Origin of the sequence: Arthrobacter sp. B10-11 (genome assembly GCF_033142195.1) — a bacterium.
Lineage (GTDB): Bacteria > Actinomycetota > Actinomycetes > Actinomycetales > Micrococcaceae > Arthrobacter > Arthrobacter oryzae_C.
Genome location: NZ_JAWMTH010000005.1, coordinates 138,783 through 162,142, shown reverse-complemented (window position 1 = coordinate 162,142; position 23,360 = coordinate 138,783). Strand labels below are relative to the sequence as shown.

Sequence of the window (23,360 nt, the reverse complement as noted above, 5' to 3'; positions counted from 1 at the left end):
CCCTCCGGACTTTGCTGTGCAGCTGCACAAGCCCGGAGCCCGGTTTTTAGCGGGCCGCCAGGACCGCGGAATAGAGTTCCCGCTTACTGACTTTGGCGTCGTCCGCAACGGCTGCCACGGCTTCCTTCAGCCTGATGCCCTGGGCAATCAGGCCGTTGACGGCGGCCACATGGTCCTCCGGCTTGCCCGGTTCACGCTCCGGGGCACCGCCAACCACCACGGCAATCTCGCCGCGCACCTCGTTGCTTTCCGCCCATTGGAGCAGGTCCCCCAGCGTGCCGCGGATGACTTCTTCATATGTCTTGGTCAGCTCACGGCAGACTGCCGCCGGGCGGTCGCCGCCGAACCGCTCGCGGAGCGCCCGGAGCATCGGTTCCAGCCGGTGGGGCGCCTCGAAGAAGACCATGGTCCGGCGTTCGGCGTCGAGTTCGGACAGCCGGGAGGCACGTTCGCCTGCCTTGCGGGGAAGGAATCCCTCAAAACAAAATCGGTCCGTGGGGAGTCCGGACAGCGCGAGTGCCGTCAGGACCGCGGACGGCCCCGGCACGGCGGTGACCGTCAGGCCGGCCGCCACCGCACCCTCCACAAGCCGGAAGCCCGGATCCGAGACGGACGGCATTCCGGCGTCGGTCACCATCACGAGGGTCTTGCCGGCCCGCACCTGATCCAGGAGTTCGGCGGTCTTCGCAGCCTCGTTGTGTTCGTGGTAGCTGATGATCCTTCCGGCCACGGTTATGCCGAGGTTCTGCACCAGCCGGTGCAGGCGCCGGGTGTCTTCGGCGGCAACGATGTCAGCCGTTGTGAGGAGTTCGACAAGCCGCGGGGAGGCGTCGCCGACATTGCCGATGGGCGTTGCTGCGAGCACGATCCTGCCCGGCCTTCCGTCCACGGGGCCGGCCCCCGGCTCCGTAGCCGGAGCCCACGCCTCGTCCGTGGCACCAGTTGCCGAAGCCGGGCCTCCCTCTGAAGGAGAGCCGTCATCATCGGAGCCGGCCGCGCGGGAAGTGCTGAGTTGTTGGTCCACACGACCAGCCTACTGCTGGCAGGCTCTTCCAGCGCCAAAAGGTAGCATGGGCACGTGACGCAGACCTCCGTACCTCCTGTCGAGGCCAACCCGTCCCACCCGGACCAGCCGGCGTCGGGGACCCCGGGACGCAACCTTGAGGGGCACCGGTGGATCCGCCGGCCGCAGGAAGCGTTTACGGAAAGCGCCCTCCAGGAACGGCTGCTGGGCGGAATACGCTCCTGGCGCGACTATCCGCCGTCGCTGCGGCTGTGGTTCTGGCTCATACCGGCCATCACCGCCGCTATCGGCGGCATCCTTCGTTTCGTCCGCCTCGACACTCCGCGGAGTCTGGTGTTCGACGAAACCTACTACGTCAAGGACGGGTATTCGCTGCTGGTCAGCGGGTACGAACGCAACTGGCCGGACAAGGCCAACGAATCCTTCGTTGCCGGGAACCCCGGCGTTATCCTCTCCTCCCCCGAGTATGTTGTGCACCCGCCGGTCGGCAAGTGGATGATCGCAGCAGGAATGTGGCTTTTCGGCCCGGACAACCCGCTCGGCTGGCGGTTCGGCGCCGCCGCCACCGGGACGCTGTCCATCCTCCTGATCGCCCTGATCGCGCAGAAGCTCTTCCACTCGCTGACACTGGGGGCCGTGGCAGGACTCCTGCTGGCAGTGGACGGCCACCACCTGGTGATGTCCAGGACCTCCCTGCTGGACATCTTCCTGATGTTCTGGCTGCTCGCCGCTTTCGGTGCCCTCCTGATGGACCGCGACGACGGCCGACGACGGCTGGCCGCCAGGTTGGGGCGGCTGGCCGCGGCCGCTCGGGAGGGCAGGCCATCCGTGGTCCAGCTGGTTTCCGGGCCCTGGCTTGGCATACGCTGGTGGCGCATCGCCGCGGGCGTCTGCCTGGGCCTCGCCGTCGGCACCAAGTGGTCGGCGCTGTTTTTCATGGCCGGCTTCGGACTCCTGACCGTGTTCTGGGACCTGAGTGCGCGCCGGATCGCCGGCATCCGGGGGTGGATCAGCGGCGGCATCATCAAGGACGGAATTCCCGCTTTCCTGAGCATCGTTCCGGTGGCCGGCCTCGTGTACGTGGCCACATGGTCCGGCTGGTTCCAGTCGAAGGACGCGTACTTCCGCCATTGGGCCGACACCAACCCGTCGGACCAGTGGGGCTGGCTCCCGGCGCCCCTGAGGTCCCTGGCCCACTACCACCTGGAAGCGTACAAGTTCCATCAGGGACTCAGCTCCGACCACCCCTACGAGGCAAGTGCCTGGAGCTGGCTGGTGATGGGCCGGCCCACGTCGTTCTTCTACGAGTCCCCCAAGCAGGGAAGCCCGGGCTGCGACGTTGCCAACTGCACGTCGGCCATCCTCTCGGTGGGCAATCCCCTGATCTGGTGGAGTGCCGCGGTTTCGCTGGTGATCCTGCTGTTCTGGTGGGCCGGGCGCCGCGACTGGCGGGCCGGAGCCATCCTGGCCGGGGTCGGCGCCGGCTACCTCCCCTGGTTCCTGTATCCGGAACGCACCATGTTCACTTTTTACGCCGTCTCCTTTGAACCGTTCCTGGTACTCGCCCTGACGTATTGTCTAGGCCTGGTACTCGGGCGGCGGCAGGATCCGGTGTGGCGCCGGCGATCCGGGCTCTACCTCGTGGCACTGTTTGTGGCCGGAGCGGTGCTGCTCTCGGCATTCTTCTATCCCATCTGGACGGCGGAGATCATTCCCTACCAGGACTGGCGGTTCCGGATGTGGATGCCGTCCTGGATCTAGGGCAGGATGGCAAGGGAGCCTCGGGCCATGGAACGCGCGCGATGGACGGGCGCCGGGAAAGCAAATCACGGATCTGGAACGGAGACTGGCTGTGAGAGAAGCAAGCACTGAACTGCTCGTGGAGCTGGATCAGGACAGCAACGTGACCGACCTGCTGCTCGCGCAGCACGCCAAGGACCCGTCCCATGCCATCTATGCGCGCAAGGGACCCAACGGGTGGGTTGATGTCTCCGTCCAGCAGTTCATGGACAAGGTCGTGGCACTGGCCAAAGGGCTGATCGCCGGGGGCCTGGCTCCGGGCGACACCGTGGCTGTGATGTCCGGTACCCGGTACGAGTGGACGCTGGTGGACTTCGCCATCTGGTTCGCCGGCGGCGTGACCGTCCCGGTCTATGAAACCTCTTCGGCAAGCCAGGTCGAATGGATCCTGCATGACTCCGGCGCCCGCAGGGTGTTCGTGGAGGACCATGCGAAGGCTGAGCTTGTGGCAGGCGTCCTGGCCCACTCCGAACTGCTCGGCGATGCCGTGGTCACCGTTGTGCGGATGGACGACGACGGCGGGGCACCCAACCTGGCAAGCCTCGCCGCCGCCGGCGCCGGAGTCACCGACGCGGAGCTGGAGCGGCACCGCAGCGCGGCGGGCCTTGCCGACGTCGCATCGCTGGTGTACACCTCCGGGACCACGGGCAAGCCCAAGGGCTGCGAGATAACCCACGGCAACTTTGCCCTCGTTGCCACCAACATCGTGGGGTTCCTTCCCGAGATCCTGCGGCAGGAGAACGCCCGGACCCTGATGTTCCTGCCCCTGGCCCACGTGCTGGCCCGAGCCGTCCAGGTGGTGTGCCTCAGCGCCGGGGCAACCCTGGGCCACACGTCCAGCGCCGCCCAGCTGCTGGAGGACCTGGCGACGTTCAAGCCCACCTTCCTGCTGGTGGTGCCCAGGATCTTCGAGAAGGTCTATGCGGGTGCCGGCCACAAGGCCGCCCTGGCCGGAAAGGAACGGCTGTTCGCTGCCGCTTCCGTTGTGGCCGTCAATTACTCCAGGGCGCTTGACGCTGAGGCCCGCGGACAAGGCAACGGACCCGGCATCGTGCTCCGGGCCAAGCACGCCGTCTTCGACCGGCTGCTCTATCCCAAACTCCGGCAGGCCTTCGGCGGACAAGTCAAGTACACGGTCTCCGGCGCCAGCCCGCTGAGCTCCAACGACGCGCACTTCTTCCGCGGCGCCGGTACCCCTGTCCTGGAAGGCTACGGCCTCACGGAGACCACTGCACCGTGCACGGCCAACACGCCGTCGCGGACCAGAGTGGGAACTGTGGGAATTCCCGTGCCCGGTACCACCATCCGGGTGGCTGACGACGGCGAGATCCTGGTCCGGGGCATCGGTGTCTTTAAGGGCTACCACGCCAACGAGGTCGCCAACGCCGAAGCGTTCGTGGACGGATTCTTCCGCACCGGAGACCTCGGGTCCCTGGACGAAGACGGCTTCCTGACCATCACCGGCCGGAAGAAGGACCTCCTCGTCACCGCCGGCGGCAAGAACGTGGCCCCCGGCCCGCTCGAGGAAAAGATCCGGGAGCATCAGCTCGTGGCCCAGGCAGTGGTGGTGGGCGACGGCCGGCCCTTCATCTCCGCGCTGGTCAACCTCGATCCGGAGGGCCTGGAGAACTGGTGCTCGGCCCAGCGGATTCCGGTGATGGGCGTTGCAGAAGCAACATCCGATGCCCGGGTCCGGGAGGCCGTCCAGGGCGCGGTCGACCAGGCCAACCTGCTGGTTTCGAAAGCCGAATCGATCCGCAGCTTCGTCCTGCTGGATGCCGATTTCACCGTCGAGTCAGGTCACTTGACGCCGTCACTGAAACTCAAGCGGGCCGCCGTCGTCCGTGACTACGAGACACACATCAACGGCCTGTACCGCTAAGCAGGTACTTCCGCGGTCCCGGCGCGGCGGTCCCGGGCCTCCGCGTTCCTGGTTGCGGTCTTGTCATCGTGCGTGTCAGCGGACTTATCCCCGCTCTTGTCAACGTTGTTGACCTCGCCTTTGGCGGCTGCGCTCCCGGCAGCCCCGCGGCGCTTCCTGGTGGGCCATGTGAGGATCAGGGTCACAACGGACGCAACCAGCACCAGGACCCCGATGACGATTCCGGCGTCAACCCAGAACTGTCCCGGGAAGAGCCGGATGAGGGTGTCATCCAGAGCGAAGGTCCAGGTCCCGCTGGCGAAGAAGATCCGGTGGAACTCGGTGAAGAACTGCTGCCAGCTCAGGGCGGCCAGCGTACCCAGCCCCAGAATGATCGCCAGGGTGACGATCGCACCGGCGAACAGGCCGCGGCGCACTCCGCCGGGGCTGCGGCGGCGCAGGTAGATGATGGCGACAATGCTCAGCAGGATCAGCAGCGCGCCGCCGGCGAAAGCGGACAGTATGACCAGTTTGACGTCGGCCATATGGCTGACTTCGCCCTCCTGGAACAAGGCATCCCCGCTGCGGTTCACCAGTTCGCCCAGATACCGGGGGCCGGACCAGTTGCTGAGGTAGTCCACCGCGTAGGAGCCGTACGTCATGCGGTCATCCGTGCTAAAGCCGTAGCCGTCGCCGGGAAAGCCCGGACGGTTGTATTCCACCCAGAGGAACAACGGACTGGTGACGGCCCGGACGGCGAGGACCAGGAGGATCAGGGGGTAAAAGACGGCAAGAAGGACCTGCATCACGCGGGGCAGGACGGGCTTGGTATTGTTCGCCAGCTCCCGTTCGGCGTTCCGGCGCTCCACTTCGTCCTGCGGCGGACGCACCTGGAGGGCGGAGGTGGGCAGGGGTTCCCGGAAATGCGTCCCCCTCCCCTGCGGTTCGGCGGCAGGTTCGACGGCGGCCTCCGCGGCCTTGCGGTCGGCCCGGCTCCCGGCCTGGGGCGCAGGGACGCCTGTCCGGGGCCCTGGCGCGGTGCCGGCGGACGCTGCCGGCTGGTCCTTGCGCGCCCCGGGGGTTACGTCAGAGAACGTCTTGCCGTCCGGAACTGACCCCCGTGCCGGCTCTGCCGTCGCGGCTGTGTCTGTTCCCGCAGTAGCTGTTCCGGCAGCGGCGGGCCTCATCCAGTCAAACGCGGGTTCGTCGGTGTCGTCGGCGGGATCCAGGTGGGGATCCTGCCGGTTCGACGGGTTGGGCGTCTTCTCAGTCACTGCAGTTTCACTTCCGTAGGCGTCCGCGTTGCCGGGCACATCCGGCAACGCTACATATCTCCAGACGAGCCTACCGTCAGGCACTCCGTGGCGGCAGGTGCCACCCCGTTCCGGAATGTCTTCAGGCGGCCGAAGCCGTGTATCCCGCGTCGGCGCTTTGCAGATCGCCGCTGGCCCCGGAACTGTACGCACGCCTGCCCCACACCAGTACGTAAACCCAGAAGGCAGCCAGAACCGCCGCGCCGATGCTGATCTTGGCCCACACCGGAAGACTGCTTGGCGTGACGAAGCCTTCCACGAGGCCGGACACGAACAGCACCAGGACGAGCCCCAGGGCCACGGTGATCAGCGAGCGGCCTTCCGCCGCCACCGCCTGCGCCCGGGTCCGGGGTCCGGGTGACACCAGCGCCCAGAAGATTTTCAGGCCCGCCGCGCAGGCGACGAACACTGCGGTGAGCTCCATCAAACCGTGGGGCAGGATGAAACTGAAGAAGACATCGGATTTGCCGACAGCAGCAAAGACACCCGCCGCCACGCCCAGGGCCTGGGCGTTGCCAAAGAGGATCATGGGAACCCAGAACCCGGTGATTCCCAGGGCAACCGCCTGTGCGGAGATCCACGCGTTGTTGGTCCAGACGGCACCGGCGAACGACGCGGCGGGATTTTCCGAGTAGTAGTCGATGAAATCCTCTTCGACGTACTGCTTGATGGTCGCGTCCGAGCCCAGGGCCCGGAGCGCATCAGGGGATGTCGAGATCCACAGAGCGTACGCGCCGGCCACCAGGCAGAACGCCAGCCCGCACCAGACGGTCAGCCAGCGGATCCGGTATAAGGCAGCCGGCAGCGCGATGATGAAGAACCGGGCGAGGTCGTCCATGAAGTTGGACCGTGCCCCGGTGAAGCGGGTACGGGCCTGGGCCAGCGTCGCGGACAGGGATGCGGAGAGCCCGCTTTCGGGGGCAACGGAACGGAGCAGGGAAAGATGCGCCGACGTCGCCTGGTAGAGCCGCAGCAGTTCATCGGCTTCGCTTCCGTTCAGCCGCCGCTTGTACGCCAGCGCGTAGAGCCGCGCCCACTTGTCCCCGTTGACCGCGGAGAACGCATCGATGTCCACGGCACCACCCTAGCGCGCCCCGATTAGACTGTGAGCGTCCATAGGCGGCGTGTACGGAACGGGGACCCGGCTTGAGCTCGATCATCACTGGCGAAGCAGTTGTACTGGAGCTCCGCCCGGCGTCATTCGCCGCACGGGCGCTGGGCCTGATCCTGGACGTGGCAGCGAACGTGGTGCTCCTCCTGGTGATGATGGCGGTGATTTCCTCCGCCTTCAATGATCTGGACGGGGCCGCAGCGCGCGCCCTGGTACTGGTCAGCGTGGTTTTCTGCTTCGTGATCCTCCCGGTGGCGGTGGAAACCCTCACCCGCGGCCTCTCGCTGGGCAAGCTGGCGGCCGGACTGCGGATCGTCCGGGACGACGGCGGCGCCATCCGTTTCCGTCACGCCCTGATCCGCGGCCTGATCGGTTTCCTGGAGATTTACCTGACCTTCGGTGGCCTGGCCATCGCCGTCGCGCTCTTCAACGACAAGTCCAAGCGGCTCGGCGACGTCGTGGCGGGAACCTATTCCCTGCGGCGCCGGGTGCCGGCAGAACCGCCGTTTGTCCCGTTCGTGCCGCCGCACCTGAGATCCTGGGCCGCGCTGGCTGACATCGGCAGGATACCGGACGCCGTAGCCCGCCGTTCGGCGCAGTTCATCCGCCAGGCGGGCCGGATGTCGCCGGCGTCGCGCGCCTCCATGGCGGTGTCGCTGGCCACGGAGGTCTCGGCGTTCGTCGCACCGCCGCCGCCGGGCGGCACCGGCCCGGAAGAGTACCTCGCAGCAGTGCTGGTGGAACGCCGCGAACGGGAACTGGGCCGGTTGACGCGGGCACGGGCACGGAGCACCGGCGTGGGGGAACGGCTGAACCGGCTACCCTACGTCCGGGACAAGCGGTAGGCGGCGGGTCCTACCGCTTGGCGTACTGCGCCCAGGAGATGTTCCAGTCGCCGTAGCCCTCCAGCGGTTCCACCGGCGGAGCGCCGGTGTTGAGGGTCTGCACGACGTCGCCGGTCTTCATGTTGTTGAAGAACCAGGCTGCGTCCGCCGGCAGCAACCCGACGCAGCCGTGCGAAACGTTGACCTTGCCCACCGAGCTCCACGCTGACTCAAGGGCCTGGTGGACGTAGACGCCGGACGAGGTGAGCCTGTTGGCGTATTCGACAGTCAGCGGCGGGTAGTAGCCTTTGTCACCCGGCTTCAGGCCGATGCTTCCCGCATTGAACTTGGAGTGGCGTTCCTGTTCCATGATCACGGCGTATCCGGTAGGCGAAAGCCATTCGGCGTCGCCCAGGGTCACGGGAGCTGTCTTGACCAGCTGGCCGTCGAAGTAGACGTTCATGGTCTTGGTGACGTCGTCCACCACGGCGACGCGCTGCGGACCCACCTTGAAACTGACCTTGGTGTCCATGTTGCCGACCATCTTGTTCCCGAAATCCACGCCGAACAGCTTGAGGTCGACAGTGACCTCGCTTCCGGAGGCCCAGAACGTCTCGGGCCTTATGCGCACGCGCTGGTCCGAATACCAGCGCCAGGCGACGGCCTGGCCCGACGACGAGGTAACCGTGACGGCCTTCTCCATGGCTTCCTTGTTCAGGACGGGTTCGGAGAAGACGATTTCAATCGGCTGGCCCGACCCCACGGTGGAACCGTTCTGCGGGTAGACGGCGGCGTCGGCCTCGTTGGCCGTGGCCACTGTGGTGAACGTCTGGTTCTTCTTCGTTTCGCGGCCCGCCTGGTCCACGATCGTGAAGGCGTACTCGTACTCCGCGTTGAACTCCAACGGGTCCAGGGCAGTCCAGGTGGAACCGTCGGCGCTCAGCGTGCCCTTGACCGGCTCGCCGCCGTCGGCCGTTGCCAGGACAACGTCCTTCACTGTTCCGTTGATGGCTTTGACGGACGGCGCGACGGCGGGGTTGACGCCCGCGGCGCCGTCCGTGGGAGTCACCCCGAGTTCGACGGCTTTGACCACCGGAGAAGCCAGTCCCGGTTCGTTGCGGACCGGCGCGGACGACTCCGACTGGAAAGCGGGCTCGGCCCAGCTGGGTGCCGTGGCAACACCGATGCCGCCGGCAGCGACGGCGGCGCAAATGGCCGCAACGCCCAGTATTTTCATGGTTTTCCGCTTGTGGACTTCAGTCATGACCTTCTCCATGTCCCCCGACAGGCCCTTGATCAGCCCCCAACGATTTTACCGCACGCCGGGCGGGCGCCGTGGCCCGCCCGGGCGGGCCACGGGTCCTTAGTAGCGGTAGTGGTCCGGCTTGTACGGACCCGCAACGTCCAGGTCCAGGTATTCGGCCTGCTCCTTGGACAGCTCCGTCAGCTCCACACCCAAGGCGTCCAGGTGGAGCCGGGCAACCTTCTCATCGAGGATCTTCGGCAGCACGTAGACCTGGTTCCCGTATTCCCGCTCGCCCTCAGGCTGGTCCCGCTTGGTGAAGAGTTCGATCTGCGCGATGGTCTGGTTCGCGAACGAGTTGCTCATCACGAAGGAGGGGTGGCCGGTGGCGTTGCCCAGGTTCAGCAGTCGGCCTTCGGAGAGGACGATGATGGAACGCTCGCTGTCGGTTCCCTCGTCGAATACCCACTCGTGCACCTGCGGCTTGATTTCGACCTTCTTGATGCCGGGAATCCGGGCCAGGCCGGCCATGTCGATTTCGTTGTCGAAGTGGCCGATGTTTCCGACGATGGCTTTGTCACGCATGCCGGCCATGTGCTCGGCCATGATGACGTCCTTGTTGCCGGTGGTGGTGATGAAGATGTGGCCTTCACCCAGGACGCTCTCCAGCTTCGCCACCTGGTAGCCGTCCATGGCTGCCTGCAGTGCACAGATCGGGTCGATTTCGGTGACGATCACCCGGGAACCCTGGCCGCGGAACGCCTCTGCGGCGCCCTTGCCGACGTCGCCATAGCCGCAGACGACGGCGATTTTGCCGCCCATCAGGACGTCCGTGGCGCGGTTGATGCCGTCAGGCAGCGAGTGGCGGATGCCGTACTTGTTGTCGAACTTGCTCTTGGTCACCGAGTCGTTGACGTTGATGGCCGGGAAGAGCAGCTTGCCCTGCTCCGCCAGCTGGTAGAGGCGGTGCACGCCGGTGGTGGTCTCTTCCGTGACACCGAGCAGGCGGGAGCCGATGCGGGTCCATTTCTGCGCGTCTGCTGCGAGTGAGGCACGCAGCACATCGAGGAAGACCCGCCCTTCATCGGACTCGTCCTCTGCCGCGGCCGGGACGGACCCGAGTGCCTCGAACTCCACGCCCTTGTGCACCAGCATGGTGGCGTCGCCGCCGTCGTCGAGAATCATGTTCGGGCCAAGGTCCGGGTTGCTGTCCGCGCCGGGCCAGGTGAGGATCTGCTCGGCAGTCCACCAGTATTCCTCGAGGGTCTCGCCCTTCCAGGCAAAAACGGGGACGCCCTGCGGGTCCTCAACCGTGCCGTTGCCTACCACGACGGCGGCAGCCGCTTCGTCCTGGGTGGAGAAAATGTTGCAGGAAGCCCAGCGGACCTCGGCACCCAGGGCAGTGAGCGTCTCGATCAGTACGGCGGTCTGGACCGTCATGTGGAGGGAACCGGCAATCCGGGCACCCTTGAGCGGCTGGCTGGCGCCGAACTCTTCGCGCAGGGACATCAGTCCCGGCATCTCGTGCTCTGCGAGGCGGATCTGGTGGCGGCCGGCCTCAGCCAGGGAGATGTCGGCAACCTTGTAATCGAAAGTCATGTGAGTCCTTGTGTTGGATCCGGAAAATACTGGAACGGAGGAATGGTGTGTCCGTTCGGCGAACTATGGGAAGTTCGGCGCCAAGTGGACGTGCGATGGGCCGGGCGGGGAGTTATTCAGCGCCGGACTGGAAGCTATTCGGCGCCGACGGGCCGCCGTCGTGCTGGTCCGACGACGCGGCGTTCGCAGCGGAGACAAGTTCCGGCGGCAGCAGCAGCGGAATGCCGTCCTCGATGGCGTAGCGCAGCTTTTCCCCGGCCTCGCCGGCGGCGGTCGAGACGAGTTCATCGCCTTCCTGCACCAGCGGTGAGCCGGTCACGGGGCAACGCAGGACAGACAGGAGGTCAGGACTGATCTTTGGCATGGTGGATGCTCCCTGATGGGCGCCGCAGCAGGCGCCGGTGGCCGATGGATTTGCAGCTTCCAGCGTACAAGCTTCCCGCCGCAACCGCGGCTCAGGACGGTTCGCGGAGGATGCGCAGGTGTCCCCTCCGGGTGCCCTCGGCAGCCGGCGGGGCCTCGAGCGCGGCGTGCGCGGAACGCTGGCCCGGCACGGGGTCCGCAGCGGACGGCCGCAATGCAGCTTCCCGGACAGCGTTGGCGAGGGCCAAAAGGTCATCGGGTCCCGGCTGCGGGGGCGTCGCCGGCATGGCCAGGCGCAGCACTTCCCAGCCCCTGGGCACCGTGAGGGACCCCGCATGCTGTTCGCACAAATCGTAACAATGCGGCTCGGCATACGTTGCCAACGGACCAAGGACGGCTGTGGAATCCGCATACACGTACGTCAGAGTTGCCACCGCAGAGTTGCGGCAGGCTGACCTTGAACATTGACGAATAGCACCCACGACATCACAGACTACTCCCCGTTTGCAGCGGTGCCGTGCATTCCGGTCCCCAGCGTCCTCCGGTGTCGCGCATGGCGTCCTGCAATGCAGAGCGGGCCAGTGTGGCGTTTCGGGTTATGTCGCGTAAATCAGGTGGCGGGTTTAGAGTCAATGTATGCAGCAATCGCACCACGTTCCGGGATTTACGGTCCGGTTGGCTGACCCGGGAGCCGGCCAGACGGCGGACAACGCCACGACCTCGGGAGCGGTCCGCGGGAAGGGTTTCCGGGAGCGCCGCCGGAACCGCCACGGCAGGGGCCTGCGCGGCGAACTGATGCTGCCCACCCTGCCCGGATACCGCACCCGATCAGACCGCTTCGACGAGATGGTCATGGACTCCGCCCAGCGCCTGCACGACATTTGGGGAAAGCCCCTGGACGGAGTCAGGTTCGCTGTTGACGAGATCCCGCAGGGCCTGGAGCAGCTGGTCGCGGACCGGTCCCCCGCGCCCATGGGACTGTACGAACCTGCCACGGCGGACGAAGGCCCGGTGATCACGCTCTACCGGCGGGTCATCGAGAACGCCTGTTCCAGCCGGGAGGAACTCCAGGACCTGGTCCACGACGTCGTGGTGGAGCGCACCGCCGAAATGCTGGGGGTCGCACCGGAAACGCTGGACCCCGTCTACCGGCGCCGCTATTAGCCTGGCGCTAGTAGCCCAGCTTCACCGCAACCTGCTCCTGGCCAGCTGCGCCCGGCGCCACCGCCACGGCCGCGATGTCCGCACGCCCGTCCTCCTCCAGCAGCACTGTGCCGTAGGCGGCATCGCCGGACGCGGAAACAATGTAGCCCAACACGGCGGCGTCGTCCGCTTCGCTAGGAACCTTGATGAGGGCCGTGGTGCCACCGGCGATGTCGGCAGTGGCGGCAGCGCGGACCTTGCCGTCGGCAGTGATGGGCGTATACGTGATCTTGGCCCGCCCTTCAGGGACGCCCAGGACCAGGTACCGATCACCGGCGCGCGGCACCGTGACCACGTGCTGGCTGCCGAGCCTGGCTGACGACGGCGACCAGGCGAAGTCCGTGGCGCTGTTGGATGTGAGCCCGCGGGTGACCCGCGCGGCAGCGGTGAACGACACGTCGGAGCTGGCGGCCACGGTGTACTGCCCGGCTGGTACACCGGCCAGCGAAAGCTCGGTCACAGACCCGCCCTTGGCCGTCACCACGCCGCCGCCCGGGAGGGCCTTTTGGCCGTCGCGTCCATAGAGCTTGATTTCCACCACTGCGTCCGCGGGTCCGGGCACGGCGATCTGGAGCGCTGCGGCCGCGTCAGCGTATCCCGGTTTGGCGGTGAGTGCCTTGGCCGAAGCCGGATCCTGGATGTCCACTCCGGACATGACCTGCCGAGTGGCCGGGGCCGCCCCGGGCACAATGAAGTCCACGCCGCCGGGGGTGAGGCCCCGGAGAACGCTCTGCTGGACGATCGCGGTGACCGGCCCTCCGGCGCTGCGTGCGCGGATGCTGAGGCTTGCCTGGTCAGGAGCTATGCCTGCCAGCACGATGGAACGGGTGGTCCCGGGTGCAACCAGGAGTCCCCTGCTGCCGGGCGCCTGGATCTGGCCCTTCGCGCCATACAGGTCAAGGCTGACGGTGGCCGGGGTGCTGGAGGCGTTACTGAGGTGCAGGACGGCAGTCCGCCCCAGCGACGTGTTCGCTCCCACCAGCCACAGGTCGTTGGACGGCTCCTGGCAGCCGGCTGCGGCTGCGCCCTGGAGGTCACCATCGGTGGCGGTATAGCTGGTGACCGCTCCGGCCGTTGCCTGCTGGTTTCCTACGGCGTCCGCGCTCAGGACGCTGACGGCATCAACCGCCCGCTCGGACACGACGCCTGCCAGCAACGCGGGCGGGGCGGCGGCAGCGGTGGGGGCGGAACTGCCGGGATCCTTGGCGATTTCGGCGAGGGGATTGCCGTTTATTTCGGCGAGACGGCTTCCGGGCAGCATACCTGCATTGGTGCTCAGAACGGCCGCGTTGACCAGGGTTTTGGCGGTGGCCGATTCCGGGCTGAACTGCGGGTCTGTACCTACCGGGGTCCCCTCCAGCAGGCGTGCGGGGCCGGGGCAGATCCCTACGCTGCTACCGGCGGGCACTGCGGTCAGCGGTGCTTCAAGCGGGCGGCCGCCGGTATCCCGGGGGCCCATCGATGCTGCCGCGATCATGCTCCCCGCGGTGGCCACGATCACCACCGCGGAAGCGATCCCGGCAACCGTTCCACGGCCGGAGCCCCCGCCTGCAGTCCATCCGCGTGCGGCAAGTCCCTTCAGGCGCCCGGACCCGTGCGCCCCGGGCGCGGACCCGGCCGCCGCGGGATCGGACCCGTGCTCCGCGGCGGTGGCGTCGTCCTGGCCGGCCTGCGGCGCGCCGTCGTCGTTCCCGTCCTTATGCATGCTGATGTTCCTTACGCAGGGAGCCTTCGTCGCGGGACAGGCCGGTGTTCGGCCGGCGGGCGGGCATGGGGATGGCCAGCAGGACGGTCAGGCCAATGATCGTCGCCTGCCCGATGGCGGTCCACAGTGCCCACGGGTTTTCGTAGCGGATGGTGAGCTGGCCCCCCTGGGCCGGGAGGGTGAAGGCCTGGGACCAGCCGGACGTCGTGGACGTCAGCCGCCTGCCGTCCATCCACGCGGACCAGCCCGGGTCGGCCCGCTCAGCCAGAACCACAAGGCGGCCTTCCGGCCCCTCCGGCACAGCGGCATCAACCGTTTCCAGGTGCGAGGGCAGCAGGCCGATCGCTGCGCCGGTGCCGTCCACGATGCGCACGCGGTGGGCAACGTCGGCGGCATCGATGACCGGCTGGTTGAGCGGGCTGATCCGCCAGAGCCAGCCGACGTTGGTTTGCCCCACTGCCACCAGCCCGGGCACGGCATCCATCCGGCTTGCCGTCAGCTGCGCAGCGGTATCCGAGGCCCGCAGGACAACGAATCCCGCCCCCAGGCGTTCCAGCTCCGGTCGCGGGTCAACGCCTTGGCCCGCCACCACTGTGGCGACGACACTGCGAAGGGCTGCCGTGGCGGCGTCGTCGTCCCTGACGGTCTCCTCGCCGGGGTCCCCCATGATGTTCCGGGCGGCCGCAATGGTGGACAGGCCGTCCAGGGTGGTTCCGGCGCCCCGCACGATGGACGCGTCAAAACTGCCGTCCTCCACCGTGTCGATGACGAGTGTCCGGGACTGCTCAGGACCCTGGCCACGGTCGATGGCCGTTGCCGGCAGGGTGCGGGAGGCTGTGGGCACGATCTGCCGCGGGGTTCCCAGGGGGAATGCCGCCTCCGCTGCGGGTGCCGCCCCGGATGCCGACTGCAGGAGGTTCCCGGCGGCCCAGGCGGTCATGCCGGCCACGGGTCCGGCCAGGAGCAGCACGATTGCCAGGACGGACAGGGACTGCAGGGCGATCCGGCGGGCCGCCGGGACAGCTGCCGTCTTCTCGGCGAAGCAGAGCAGGCCGTCGGCCCCGATCAGGGCGGCCCCCAGCAGCAGGAATCCGGCCGCTGACACCGCCGGTCCTGTGAAGGGCGTGACGAGGGCGTCTGCACCGGCACCGGTGGCAACGTGTCCCGCGAGCCAGCCGCCCGCAAGGATGATCAGGGCCGCTACCCACAGGGCGCGTGCCACGCGGGTGCGCTTGCCCGGTACGAAAAGCCCCGCCGTTGCGAGGGCCAGGACCGGGAACCCGATCAGGAGGGCCAGGAGCAGCGCCCACGGGACGGCGGATCCGTCGAAGACCGGAAGGCCGGCCACACCGCCGTCGGCATCGAAATAGAGCGGCTGCCCCAGGATCTGCTGCCACAACGGTGCGCCTTCAAATCCAAGTGGAACGCCGGGATCGGCCAGCAGGGCGCGCGGGCGTTCGAGCACGGAGATCCCGAACGGAACGAAGAGCGCGGCACTCGGCAGCAAGGCCCACCACACAGTGCGGCCGCGCCTGCCCAGCAGGACCCCGGCCAGGACAACCACGACGGCGGACGGAAGCAGCAACGACGGTGCCCCTGCTGCCACAACAGCGAGGGCCAGGCCGGCAGCCGCTGCTGCCGTCCAGGAAGGCGTGCCGTTGACGCCCGGCTTCGCGGGCGGGTTGTCCAGGAAGCGCGGGTCTCCGGGTTCGGGAACAGCGAAGCGGCCCTGGCCGCGGGCGGTACCGGTGGCGCGCAGCAGCGCAAGGACCAGCAACGGCACCATGACGTGCGCGACGAGCGCGCCCAGTCGTCCTTGGTTCAGCGCAACCTGCAGGGCGGGCGCCCCGCCCCACACAAGTGCTGCCACCAGGCGGAACCGCCGCCGCGTGGTCAGGCCGCCGGCCGCGAACCAGGCAAACAAGGCTGCGAGCGGCATGGCCAGGAGCAGCAGCCAGGCGAGGGCGCCGTTTGCGTCCCCTCCGCCGACCAGGCCAAGCACCCACAGCAGGAAGGCGAAGGGGTCGCCGTGACCGGGCAGCCCCGCTCCGAGGCCGATCCACCAGCTCGTGGCGTGATGCCAGATGTCCGCCACTTTCGACGACACCGGGATCAGGGCACCGCCCGTGACGGCCTCGGCGCGGAAAAAGCCGGATAGTCCTATCAGCGAGGCGGCGGCAGTCAGGATCACGGCAAGCAGGGCACCGTTGCCCACCCAGCCGCGTTCCGACGTACTAAGCGCAGCGAAGTCGTCCGTGGAGTCACCGGTGGGCTGTTCGGCCAGCGGATCCGTCCTTGCCGGGTCAGGATCGGAATCATCGGAGCCCAGGGCCTCGATCAGGGAACGCCGGTGTGCCCAGACCTCGCGCCGCGGGGTCTGGAGTCCTTTGATGACGGAACGGCGGATCCGCCGCGTCCGTGCAGCGTCGCGGCGTCCGCAGATCACTGCCCCGGGGCGGCCCAGCGCCACGAACGTCGCCACCAGCTGGGAGAATCCGTAGCCAGGGTCCTTGACGGCAATGCTCAGCACGAGCTTGAAGAGGCTCCCCAGCAATGCCCCGGCAGCGTGCAGCGGCAGTTTCCACGCCACGGAGTGCTTCAGGCGCAGGTAAACCTGGGCTTTGCGGGCCGCGCCGGCACTTCCCAGCGCATGCGGACGGTGCGAGACGTGGAACATCCGTGCGGTGGGCACCACGACAACGCGGTGTCCGGCCAGGCGGTTGCGCCAGCAGAAGTCGACATCGTCCCCGGTGCCGGGCAGGGCATGGTCAAAGCCGCCCAATTCCTCCCAGACGTCACGCCGCACCAGCATGCCGGCGGAGTTAACCGCGAAAGTATCACTGCGGCCGTCGTACTGCCCCTGGTCGAGTTCGTCCGCTTCGATGAGCGTCAGTCGTTCGGCCCAGCGGCTGGTGGACAGTCCGACGTCGATCAGCCGGCGCCTGGCGTCCCAGTCCAGTTGCTTGCAGCCTGCCACCGTCACCGAAGGCGCCCGCTCCACGGCATAAAGCAGTTCGGCAAGGGCTTCCGGCGCAGGAGCGGCATCGTCGTGCAGCAGCCAGATCCATTCGGTGCCTGCCCCCTGCGCGTCAGGATTCCGCGGGTCGGCATTCCGGGGGGCAACCGCGGCCAGGCCGGCCTTGACCGCATCCCCCATCCCGCTCCTCCCCTGTTGGAAGGTGGTGACGTTGGCCTCACCGAAAGCCTGGCTCAGCAGAACAAGGGAATCGTCGCGTGAGCCGGTGTCAACGCCAATGAATGCGTCCACCGGACGGGTCTGCTGAGACAAAGCCGCCAGGGTGCTGGGGAGATAGTCACCGCCGTCGTGGGCGACCACAACGGCGGTGACATGTACTTCCTGAAGAATTAGACCGCTCGCTTCCTCAGCCGACGGCGCTCGCGCTCGGAGAGGCCTCCCCAAATGCCGAAGCGTTCGTCGTTCGACAGCGCGTATTCCAGGCACTGGGAGCGGACGTTGCAGGCGCCGCAGACTTTTTTGGCGTCGCGGGTGGAGCCGCCCTTTTCGGGAAAGAATGCCTCGGGATCAGTCTGCGCGCACAAGGCGTCCGTCTGCCATCCGAGTTCACCTTCGTCGTCGAAGTTCTGCTCGAAGGGGAGACCGATCCACACCGGCTGGGCGGTGGTTTCCGAGTGGAGGGTCTGCAGCTCCATCGGAGGATCGTCGAGATCGTTGTCCTGGTCCGGGTTGCCCGCCAGGAGTGCTTCATGTGCTGCCAGGAAGGCCGTGGCCTGGTCCTGCAGTGAATCTTTAGTGCTTCGGTTATACCGTTCGGCAGCATCCGGATCGGCCGGATCTACATACCAATCACTTGGCACCCCCCGCGAACGGTATTTTGCCGACGCCTGACCGGCGACGACGGCATCTTCCTGGATACGCTCAACTTGCCCCATTTATGGCGTCCCTTCTGAAATTGCTGCCCCTGACTTAATACCTGGACACTCGGTTGTGTGGCCCGTATTTGCGCAATGGCGTTCGATAACTAATTACACGTGTGTAAGTCGTTGGGAGTCAAGCGGCAGCCGGGATAATAATCAACCGCGAGCACAAACCGCCGCCACGCCACGCCCGGGGTTTTTCGCCCCGCCCCGCGCCATCCCGCGAAATTTGACAGCATACTGACTAGTTTCTGGGAATTTCCCGGGAATCCCGCGCCGCTCGCACCACGGGCGCCATTTACGCCATCAAAGTGACCAAACGCGCTAGTGGCGAAGATCACATGGCCGGAGGATGCGGGTGCGGCACTTCGCTTGCGTCCCGGCCGCCGCGACACCCCTCCCGGCCCGGCGGGCACCATGGCAAGATGTTGGCATGAGCATCCCGGCGATCGACCTGTTGACTGCACTGCGGTCCGGCCATTCCACCTCACCGCGACTGACCTGGTACGGGCCGGACGCTGAGAGGGTGGAACTGTCCGGCCGCGTGCTGGACAACTGGGTGGCAAAGACAAGTAACTTGCTGCAGGACGAACTCGACGCTGAACCCGGGATGCGGCTGCGGCTGGACCTGCCGGCGCATTGGAAATCCATGATCCTGGCACTGGCCGCCTGGCAGCTCGGAATGGAAGTGGTCCTTGACTCCGGGGACGCCGAACTCCTCGCCACGCTGTCGCCGGAGGCTGGCTCCGAAGGCACCGGGTTCGACGCCGTCATCGCAGTGCCGCTTCCGGCACTCGCCATGCGCTGGCCCGGTGAGCTGCCGCCCGGCGTCGTTGATTTTGCCGCCGAAGTGCGGTCGCATGGCGACGTTTTCATGGCCCATGAGGATCCGGATGCGTCCCTGCGGGCGATTGTGTCGTCAGCCGGCACCCCGCACCCGCATTCAGACCTGCTCGACGGCTTCGCCGCCTCCCACGACGCCGGTGTACGGCTGCTGGTCCGGGCCGGCGACGGGCTTGAGGCAGCCCTGATCCAGTCCCTCGGAGCCTGGCGCAACGACGGTTCAGTCGTCCTGGTCCACCCTGACGTCACGGTGACCGACAAACTCCTCGGCGACGAGCGCGTGCAGGGAGACTGAGTACTTGGTGGCGGCCTAGCTGTTGCGGGTCGGCCCGGGGAGGTCCGGATCCTGCAGCCTTGCCGCCGGCGCATTGCCGGAAACGTCGCTGCCCGGAACAGGGACCGGGTGCTTGTCGTGGTGGTGCAGCTCGATGATTTCGTGGTCGTGCGAGAATGCCGGCTCTTCGTCGAGTTCCTTGTTGAAGACCAGGAACCGGTAGGCGAAGAAGCGCACCACGGTGGCCACCAGGATGCCGGCCACGCCCGCCAGGAACAGCATGTTCTTGTCCGTGATGCCGAATGAGTACTTGGCCAGGGCGGTGAATCCCGTAGAGATCCCGATGCCAATGCCGTTGATCAGGACGAACATGAAGAACTCGCGGATCACGTTGTCCTGGCGGCGGTGGCGGAAGGTCCAGAACCGGTTGGCGATCCAGGAGAAGATCGTGGCGACAGTGGCGCCGACGAACCGTGCTTTCGCTTCGCTGTCCGTCATGGGGCCGTGCATCAGGTAATAGGTCAGGCCGTTATCTATAACGAAGGCGACACCGCCGACGGCGCCGAACTTGGCCACCTCGCGCCAGAAAAGCGAGGCGAGTCCGCGCAAACGTTCTGCAAGTGTGTAAAACATGACCCTCCATGGCCGTCTGAGATTTCAGGCCACAGGGCCAAGTACCCATTTTAGCCCGTAAGCGGGAAGCAGTCCCGACGGGTCCGCGGCGCAGCCGCCGGCAGCCCTCCAAATGACGCAAATTCCCGGCCGAAACGGTGGTGAAGCCCGTAACTCCCCTGCTCTTCTGTAGGCTGGCTCTTGTGACTTTTCCAGTAATAGGTGTAGTTGGCGGCGGCCAGCTTGCCCGCATGATGGCCCCCGCCGCAACGGCCTTGGGCTTTGAACTCCGTGTCCTGGCCGAAGGCGAAGACGTTTCGGCGGTCTCCGCCGTACCGACGTCGCCGGTGGGCGACTACAAGGACCTCGACGCCCTCCTGGAGTTTGCCCAGGGCCTGGACGTCATGACGTTTGATCATGAACACGTCCCCAACGACCACCTGCGGGCACTGCAGGAGGCGGGCGTGAACGTGCAGCCCGGCCCGGACGCCCTGGTCCACGCGCAGGACAAACTGGTGATGCGCGCGGCAATCGACAGGCTGGAGCTTCCGAACCCGGCCTGGGCCTCTGTTGCCGACGTCGATGCCCTGGTTGCCTTCGGCGAGAAGACCGGCTGGCCGGTGGTGCTGAAAACGCCCCGCGGCGGATACGACGGCAAAGGCGTCCGCATGGTCGGGTCCGCAGAGGAGGCCGCTGCCACGGCCGACTGGTTCGAGGCCATGACCCCGCTTCTGGCCGAGGCCAAGGTGGAGTTCAGCCGTGAACTGTCCGCGCTTGTGGCCAGGACCCCCGACGGTGAATCCCGCGCCTGGCCGGTCGTCCACACCATCCAGGTGGACGGCGTCTGCGACGAAGTGATCGCCCCCGCCCAGGACATTCCCCTGGAAGTGGCAGCGGCAGCCGAAGACGCCGCTATCCGCATCGCCAACGAACTGGGAGTCACGGGCGTCATGGCAGTGGAGTTGTTTGAAACTCCCGGCGTCGGGTCCGGTTTCCTGATCAACGAACTCGCCATGCGTCCGCACAACACCGGCCACTGGACCCAGGACGGATCAGTGACGAGCCAGTTCGAGCAGCACCTGCGCGCGGTATTGAACCTCCCGCTTGGCGCCACCGATGCGCTGGGGCCGATTGTTGTGATGAAGAATTTCCTTGGCGGCGACAACCAGGAACTGTTCTCGGCGTATCCGCTGGCCATGGCCAGTGAGCCGGCTGCCAAAATCCACTGCTACGGCAAAGCTGTCCGGCCCGGCCGGAAGATCGGCCACGTCAACCTTGTGGGGGCAGCAGCGGCCGACGTCGACTCCGTCCGGCAACGCGCCACCACCGTAGCGAACATCATCCGGGACGGCCGTGCCCCGGCCCGAACAGCACCAGGAAACTCCGAGGGAACAGTATGAGCACGCCTGCAGCGTCAATCCGCCCGGCCGAAACCGACGCCGCCGCGCCCATCGTGGGCCTTGTCATGGGCTCCGACTCGGACTGGCCGGTCATGGAAGCCGCGGCGGAAGCCCTGGCCGAATTCGGCATCCCGTTCGAAGCCGACGTGGTCTCGGCCCACCGGATGCCCACCGAAATGATCCGCTACGGCCAGACGGCCCATGAGCGTGGACTGCGCGTCATCATTGCAGGCGCCGGCGGCGCGGCACACCTGCCCGGCATGCTGGCGTCGGTGACGCCGCTGCCGGTGATCGGTGTCCCGGTCCCGCTGAAGACGCTCGACGGCATGGACTCGCTGCTGTCCATCGTCCAGATGCCCGCCGGTGTTCCGGTGGCCACGGTTTCGATCGCAGGCGCGCGGAACGCCGGCCTGCTGGCCGTCCGGATGCTGGCATCCGGAACCGACGACCTCGCCGTCCGCCTGCGCGGGGACCTGATCGAGTTCGCGCAGGAACTCAACGACGTCGCCACCCGCAAGGGCGCGAACCTGCGGCACAAAGTCAGCGAAGTGTTCTCCGACGGCAACGTCGTTCTCCGGGGCAGCCGTTAGGAATCAGCAGATGACCACCAGCCACTACCGCCCCCAGGCGCCGAAGCAGGCTCTGACGGACCCAGTCCGCAACCCGGCGAATGCTCCGGCGCCCGTCCGGACGAAGCGCGCGTTTGTCCTCCTGCTGCTGACCCTGCTCGTCCCGGGCAGCGCACAGATCGTGGCCGGTGACCGCAAACTGGGAAGGATTGCCCTCCGGGTGACGCTTGCCGTCTGGGGGCTGCTGATCGTGGCTCTGGCGCTGTTGCTGGCCAACCGCACGCTGCTGATCGGGATCGTCACGAATCCGGTGGCCTCCCTCCTCCTCATCGTCATCCTGATAGCTCTTGCCCTGGGCTGGGCGGCGCTGTTCATCAACACCCTCAGGCTCATCCGGCCGGTACTGCTCGCTCCGGGAATGAGGCCCATCGTCGGCGTCGCACTGGTCCTGGCCATGGTGCTCAGCAGCGGCACCCTGGGGTATGCGGCGTACTTGCTGAATGTAAGCCGGAACGCGATCGGCAGCATCTTCTCCGCCGGCCCGGCAATCGATCCAGTGGACGGCCGCTACAACTTCCTGATGATGGGCGGGGACGCCGGTGACGACCGCACGGGACGCCGCCCGGACAGCCTGTCGGTCCTGAGTGTCGACGCCAAGACCGGGCAGACCGCCATCATCTCGGTCCCGCGCAACCTGCAGAATGCCCAGTTCAGTGAAGGCTCCCCCATGCGGCAGGTCTACCCGGACGGTTACGACTGCGGCAACGAATGCCTGATCAACGCGATCAACACCGAAGTGACCAACGAGCACACCGACCTCTACCCCGGAGTCGCCGATCCCGGCGCCCAGGCAACGCTCGAGGCCGTGTCAGGTTCCCTGGGCATCACGGTCCAGGCTTACGTCCTGGTTGACATGGAGGGCTTCGCCAAGCTCATTGACGCCATGGGCGGCATCAAGATCAAGGCCGGCGGCTGGGTGCCCCTGAGCGGCGACATGGTGGACGAAGCCAACGGCATCCACGGTATGCCCACAGGCTGGATCCCCGCGGGAGACCAGCACCTGGACGGCTACCACGCCCTCTGGTACGGACGCTCCCGCGAATTCGTGGACGACTACGCCCGCATCCAGCGCCAGCAGTGCGTCCAGCAGGCGATGCTGAAGCAGCTCGACCCGGCAACCCTGCTCTCCAAGTTCGAGGACATCGCCAACGCCGGCACCAAGGTGGTGGACTCCAACATCTCAGCGAGCCAGCTCGGCAGCTTCGTGGACCTGGCCATGAAGGCCAAGGGCACGGAAGTCCGCCGGCTGACCATCGGGCCGCCGGACTTCGACGCCTCGTTCTCGACGGTTCCGGATTTCGACCAGATCCACAGCAAGGTTGATCAGCTGCTTGCCGCGCAGTCCGGCGGTTCAGCGGGTGCAGCCGGGGATCCCGCCGCGGAGGACGCCATCCTGCAGGCAGGGTCGGCCGCGGGCCCGCTGATGGCCGCCGCACCGGCGGCGCCCCTGACGCAGCCGTCGCCGTCGCCGTCGCCGTCGTCGTCGGACTTCACACCGGTGACCACCACCCCCGACGGCGAGCCCATCACGGAAGCGATGCTCAACCAGTTCAAGCGTGAGGGCAACGAGCAGGCGATCCGGGACCTTGTGGCCACCAACGGCCAATGCCGTCCGCTCTGAGCACCGGCCCCACCGCCTTCCGCCGCCTCCGGCGTCGG

Annotated in this window: 19 protein-coding genes; 8 read left to right on the top strand and 11 right to left on the bottom strand. The window is 67.0% G+C overall.

What is annotated here, in order from left to right:
- Nucleotides 1–46: 46 nt before the first annotated feature.
- Nucleotides 47–889: a 16S rRNA (cytidine(1402)-2'-O)-methyltransferase gene (gene rsmI / locus RW112_RS16325; protein ID WP_317782945.1), complete on the bottom strand. Its 843-nt coding sequence runs from the start codon at nucleotides 887–889 to the stop codon at nucleotides 47–49.
- Between the two features lie 189 nt (nucleotides 890–1,078).
- On the opposite strand from rsmI, the gene RW112_RS16320 reads away from it, so the two are divergent.
- Nucleotides 1,079–2,785, top strand: a complete 1,707-nt coding sequence (locus RW112_RS16320) for a dolichyl-phosphate-mannose--protein mannosyltransferase (RefSeq protein ID WP_317782773.1) — start codon at nucleotides 1,079–1,081, stop codon at nucleotides 2,783–2,785.
- 91 nt (nucleotides 2,786–2,876) lie between these two features.
- Nucleotides 2,877–4,706, top strand: coding sequence for an AMP-dependent synthetase/ligase (locus RW112_RS16315; protein ID WP_317782772.1), 1,830 nt, complete (start codon nucleotides 2,877–2,879; stop codon nucleotides 4,704–4,706).
- Here the strand turns inward: RW112_RS16315 and RW112_RS16310 are convergent.
- Nucleotides 4,703–5,959 carry a TIGR01906 family membrane protein gene (locus tag RW112_RS16310; protein ID WP_317782771.1) on the bottom strand — a complete coding sequence of 419 codons (1,257 nt, stop codon included), beginning with the start codon at nucleotides 5,957–5,959 and terminating at the stop codon, nucleotides 4,703–4,705. The genes RW112_RS16315 and RW112_RS16310 overlap by 4 nt on opposite strands.
- Nucleotides 5,960–6,080: 121 nt before the next feature.
- Nucleotides 6,081–7,073 carry a stage II sporulation protein M gene (locus RW112_RS16305; protein WP_317782770.1) on the bottom strand — a complete coding sequence of 331 codons (993 nt, stop codon included), beginning with the start codon at nucleotides 7,071–7,073 and terminating at the stop codon, nucleotides 6,081–6,083.
- 71 nt (nucleotides 7,074–7,144) lie between these two features.
- Between RW112_RS16305 and RW112_RS16300 the strand changes: the two genes are divergently transcribed.
- Complete coding sequence (locus tag RW112_RS16300) at nucleotides 7,145–7,954, top strand: RDD family protein (protein WP_317782769.1); 810 nt, start codon at nucleotides 7,145–7,147, stop codon at nucleotides 7,952–7,954.
- Between the two features lie 10 nt (nucleotides 7,955–7,964).
- On the opposite strand, the gene RW112_RS16295 is transcribed toward RW112_RS16300, so the two are convergent.
- The 4 genes from RW112_RS16295 to RW112_RS16280 form a co-directional block, all read right to left on the bottom strand.
- Nucleotides 7,965–9,197 (bottom strand): Ig-like domain-containing protein, encoded by a 1,233-nt coding sequence (locus RW112_RS16295; protein ID WP_317782768.1) that lies wholly within the window; start codon nucleotides 9,195–9,197, stop codon nucleotides 7,965–7,967.
- Between the two features lie 99 nt (nucleotides 9,198–9,296).
- Nucleotides 9,297–10,775 carry an adenosylhomocysteinase gene (gene ahcY, locus RW112_RS16290; protein WP_317782767.1) on the bottom strand — a complete coding sequence of 493 codons (1,479 nt, stop codon included), beginning with the start codon at nucleotides 10,773–10,775 and terminating at the stop codon, nucleotides 9,297–9,299.
- A gap of 112 nt (nucleotides 10,776–10,887) precedes the next feature.
- Nucleotides 10,888–11,139: a Trm112 family protein gene (locus RW112_RS16285; RefSeq protein ID WP_305940193.1), complete on the bottom strand. Its 252-nt coding sequence runs from the start codon at nucleotides 11,137–11,139 to the stop codon at nucleotides 10,888–10,890.
- A 91-nt stretch (nucleotides 11,140–11,230) separates the two neighbouring features.
- The gene (locus RW112_RS16280; protein ID WP_317782766.1) at nucleotides 11,231–11,620 is read right to left on the bottom strand and encodes a DUF3499 domain-containing protein; all 390 of its coding nucleotides are present in this window, start codon (nucleotides 11,618–11,620) and stop codon (nucleotides 11,231–11,233) included.
- A gap of 154 nt (nucleotides 11,621–11,774) precedes the next feature.
- Here RW112_RS16280 and RW112_RS16275 point away from each other — a divergent pair, with 154 nt between their 5' ends.
- Nucleotides 11,775–12,302 (top strand): metallopeptidase family protein, encoded by a 528-nt coding sequence (locus tag RW112_RS16275; protein WP_317782765.1) that lies wholly within the window; start codon nucleotides 11,775–11,777, stop codon nucleotides 12,300–12,302.
- Between the two features lie 7 nt (nucleotides 12,303–12,309).
- On the opposite strand, the gene RW112_RS16270 is transcribed toward RW112_RS16275, so the two are convergent.
- Genes RW112_RS16270 through RW112_RS16260 form a run of 3 tightly spaced genes read right to left on the bottom strand, consistent with a single transcriptional unit; the run spans nucleotide 12,310 to nucleotide 17,958 of the window.
- Nucleotides 12,310–14,046, bottom strand: coding sequence for a DUF5719 family protein (locus RW112_RS16270; protein ID WP_317782764.1), 1,737 nt, complete (start codon nucleotides 14,044–14,046; stop codon nucleotides 12,310–12,312).
- Complete coding sequence (locus RW112_RS16265; RefSeq protein ID WP_411709923.1) at nucleotides 14,039–17,383, bottom strand: glycosyltransferase; 3,345 nt, start codon at nucleotides 17,381–17,383, stop codon at nucleotides 14,039–14,041. The genes RW112_RS16270 and RW112_RS16265 overlap by 8 nt, the downstream gene beginning before the upstream one ends.
- A gap of 29 nt (nucleotides 17,384–17,412) precedes the next feature.
- Nucleotides 17,413–17,958 carry a WhiB family transcriptional regulator gene (locus RW112_RS16260; protein ID WP_317782763.1) on the bottom strand — a complete coding sequence of 182 codons (546 nt, stop codon included), beginning with the start codon at nucleotides 17,956–17,958 and terminating at the stop codon, nucleotides 17,413–17,415.
- Nucleotides 17,959–18,376: 418 nt separating this feature from the next.
- Here RW112_RS16260 and RW112_RS16255 point away from each other — a divergent pair, with 418 nt between their 5' ends.
- A complete protein-coding gene (locus RW112_RS16255) occupies nucleotides 18,377–19,081 on the top strand; it encodes a TIGR03089 family protein (RefSeq protein WP_317782762.1) in 705 nt (234 codons plus the stop codon).
- Nucleotides 19,082–19,096: 15 nt separating this feature from the next.
- Here the strand turns inward: RW112_RS16255 and RW112_RS16250 are convergent, their stop codons facing one another.
- Nucleotides 19,097–19,693: a GtrA family protein gene (locus tag RW112_RS16250; protein WP_317782761.1), complete on the bottom strand. Its 597-nt coding sequence runs from the start codon at nucleotides 19,691–19,693 to the stop codon at nucleotides 19,097–19,099.
- A 230-nt stretch (nucleotides 19,694–19,923) separates the two neighbouring features.
- On the opposite strand from RW112_RS16250, the gene RW112_RS16245 reads away from it, so the two are divergent.
- Genes RW112_RS16245 through RW112_RS16235 form a run of 3 tightly spaced genes read left to right on the top strand, consistent with a single transcriptional unit; the run spans nucleotide 19,924 to nucleotide 23,322 of the window.
- Nucleotides 19,924–21,072 carry a 5-(carboxyamino)imidazole ribonucleotide synthase gene (locus RW112_RS16245; protein WP_317782943.1) on the top strand — a complete coding sequence of 383 codons (1,149 nt, stop codon included), beginning with the start codon at nucleotides 19,924–19,926 and terminating at the stop codon, nucleotides 21,070–21,072.
- Nucleotides 21,069–21,662, top strand: coding sequence for a 5-(carboxyamino)imidazole ribonucleotide mutase (purE, locus tag RW112_RS16240; RefSeq protein WP_317782760.1), 594 nt, complete (start codon nucleotides 21,069–21,071; stop codon nucleotides 21,660–21,662). Before RW112_RS16245 ends, purE begins: the two co-directional genes overlap by 4 nt.
- 10 nt (nucleotides 21,663–21,672) lie before the next feature.
- Nucleotides 21,673–23,322 (top strand): LCP family protein, encoded by a 1,650-nt coding sequence (locus tag RW112_RS16235; RefSeq protein WP_317782759.1) that lies wholly within the window; start codon nucleotides 21,673–21,675, stop codon nucleotides 23,320–23,322.
- The last annotated feature ends 38 nt before the right edge of the window (nucleotides 23,323–23,360 follow it).

Bases quoted from the DNA above. Each gene is read 5' to 3' on its own strand.
- RW112_RS16295 (WP_317782768.1), bottom strand. From the start codon at position 9,197: ATGACTGAAGTCCACAAGCGGAAAACCATGAAAATACTGGGCGTTGCG.
- ahcY (WP_317782767.1), bottom strand. From the start codon at position 10,775: ATGACTTTCGATTACAAGGTTGCCGACATCTCCCTGGCTGAGGCCGGC.
- RW112_RS16285 (WP_305940193.1), bottom strand. From the start codon at position 11,139: ATGCCAAAGATCAGTCCTGACCTCCTGTCTGTCCTGCGTTGCCCCGTG.
- RW112_RS16275 (WP_317782765.1), top strand. From the start codon at position 11,775: ATGCAGCAATCGCACCACGTTCCGGGATTTACGGTCCGGTTGGCTGAC.
- RW112_RS16270 (WP_317782764.1), bottom strand. From the start codon at position 14,046: ATGCATAAGGACGGGAACGACGACGGCGCGCCGCAGGCCGGCCAGGAC.
- RW112_RS16260 (WP_317782763.1), bottom strand. From the start codon at position 17,958: ATGGGGCAAGTTGAGCGTATCCAGGAAGATGCCGTCGTCGCCGGTCAG.
- RW112_RS16255 (WP_317782762.1), top strand. From the start codon at position 18,377: ATGAGCATCCCGGCGATCGACCTGTTGACTGCACTGCGGTCCGGCCAT.
- RW112_RS16250 (WP_317782761.1), bottom strand. From the start codon at position 19,693: ATGTTTTACACACTTGCAGAACGTTTGCGCGGACTCGCCTCGCTTTTC.
- RW112_RS16245 (WP_317782943.1), top strand. From the start codon at position 19,924: ATGATGGCCCCCGCCGCAACGGCCTTGGGCTTTGAACTCCGTGTCCTG.
- purE (WP_317782760.1), top strand. From the start codon at position 21,069: ATGAGCACGCCTGCAGCGTCAATCCGCCCGGCCGAAACCGACGCCGCC.
- RW112_RS16235 (WP_317782759.1), top strand. From the start codon at position 21,673: ATGACCACCAGCCACTACCGCCCCCAGGCGCCGAAGCAGGCTCTGACG.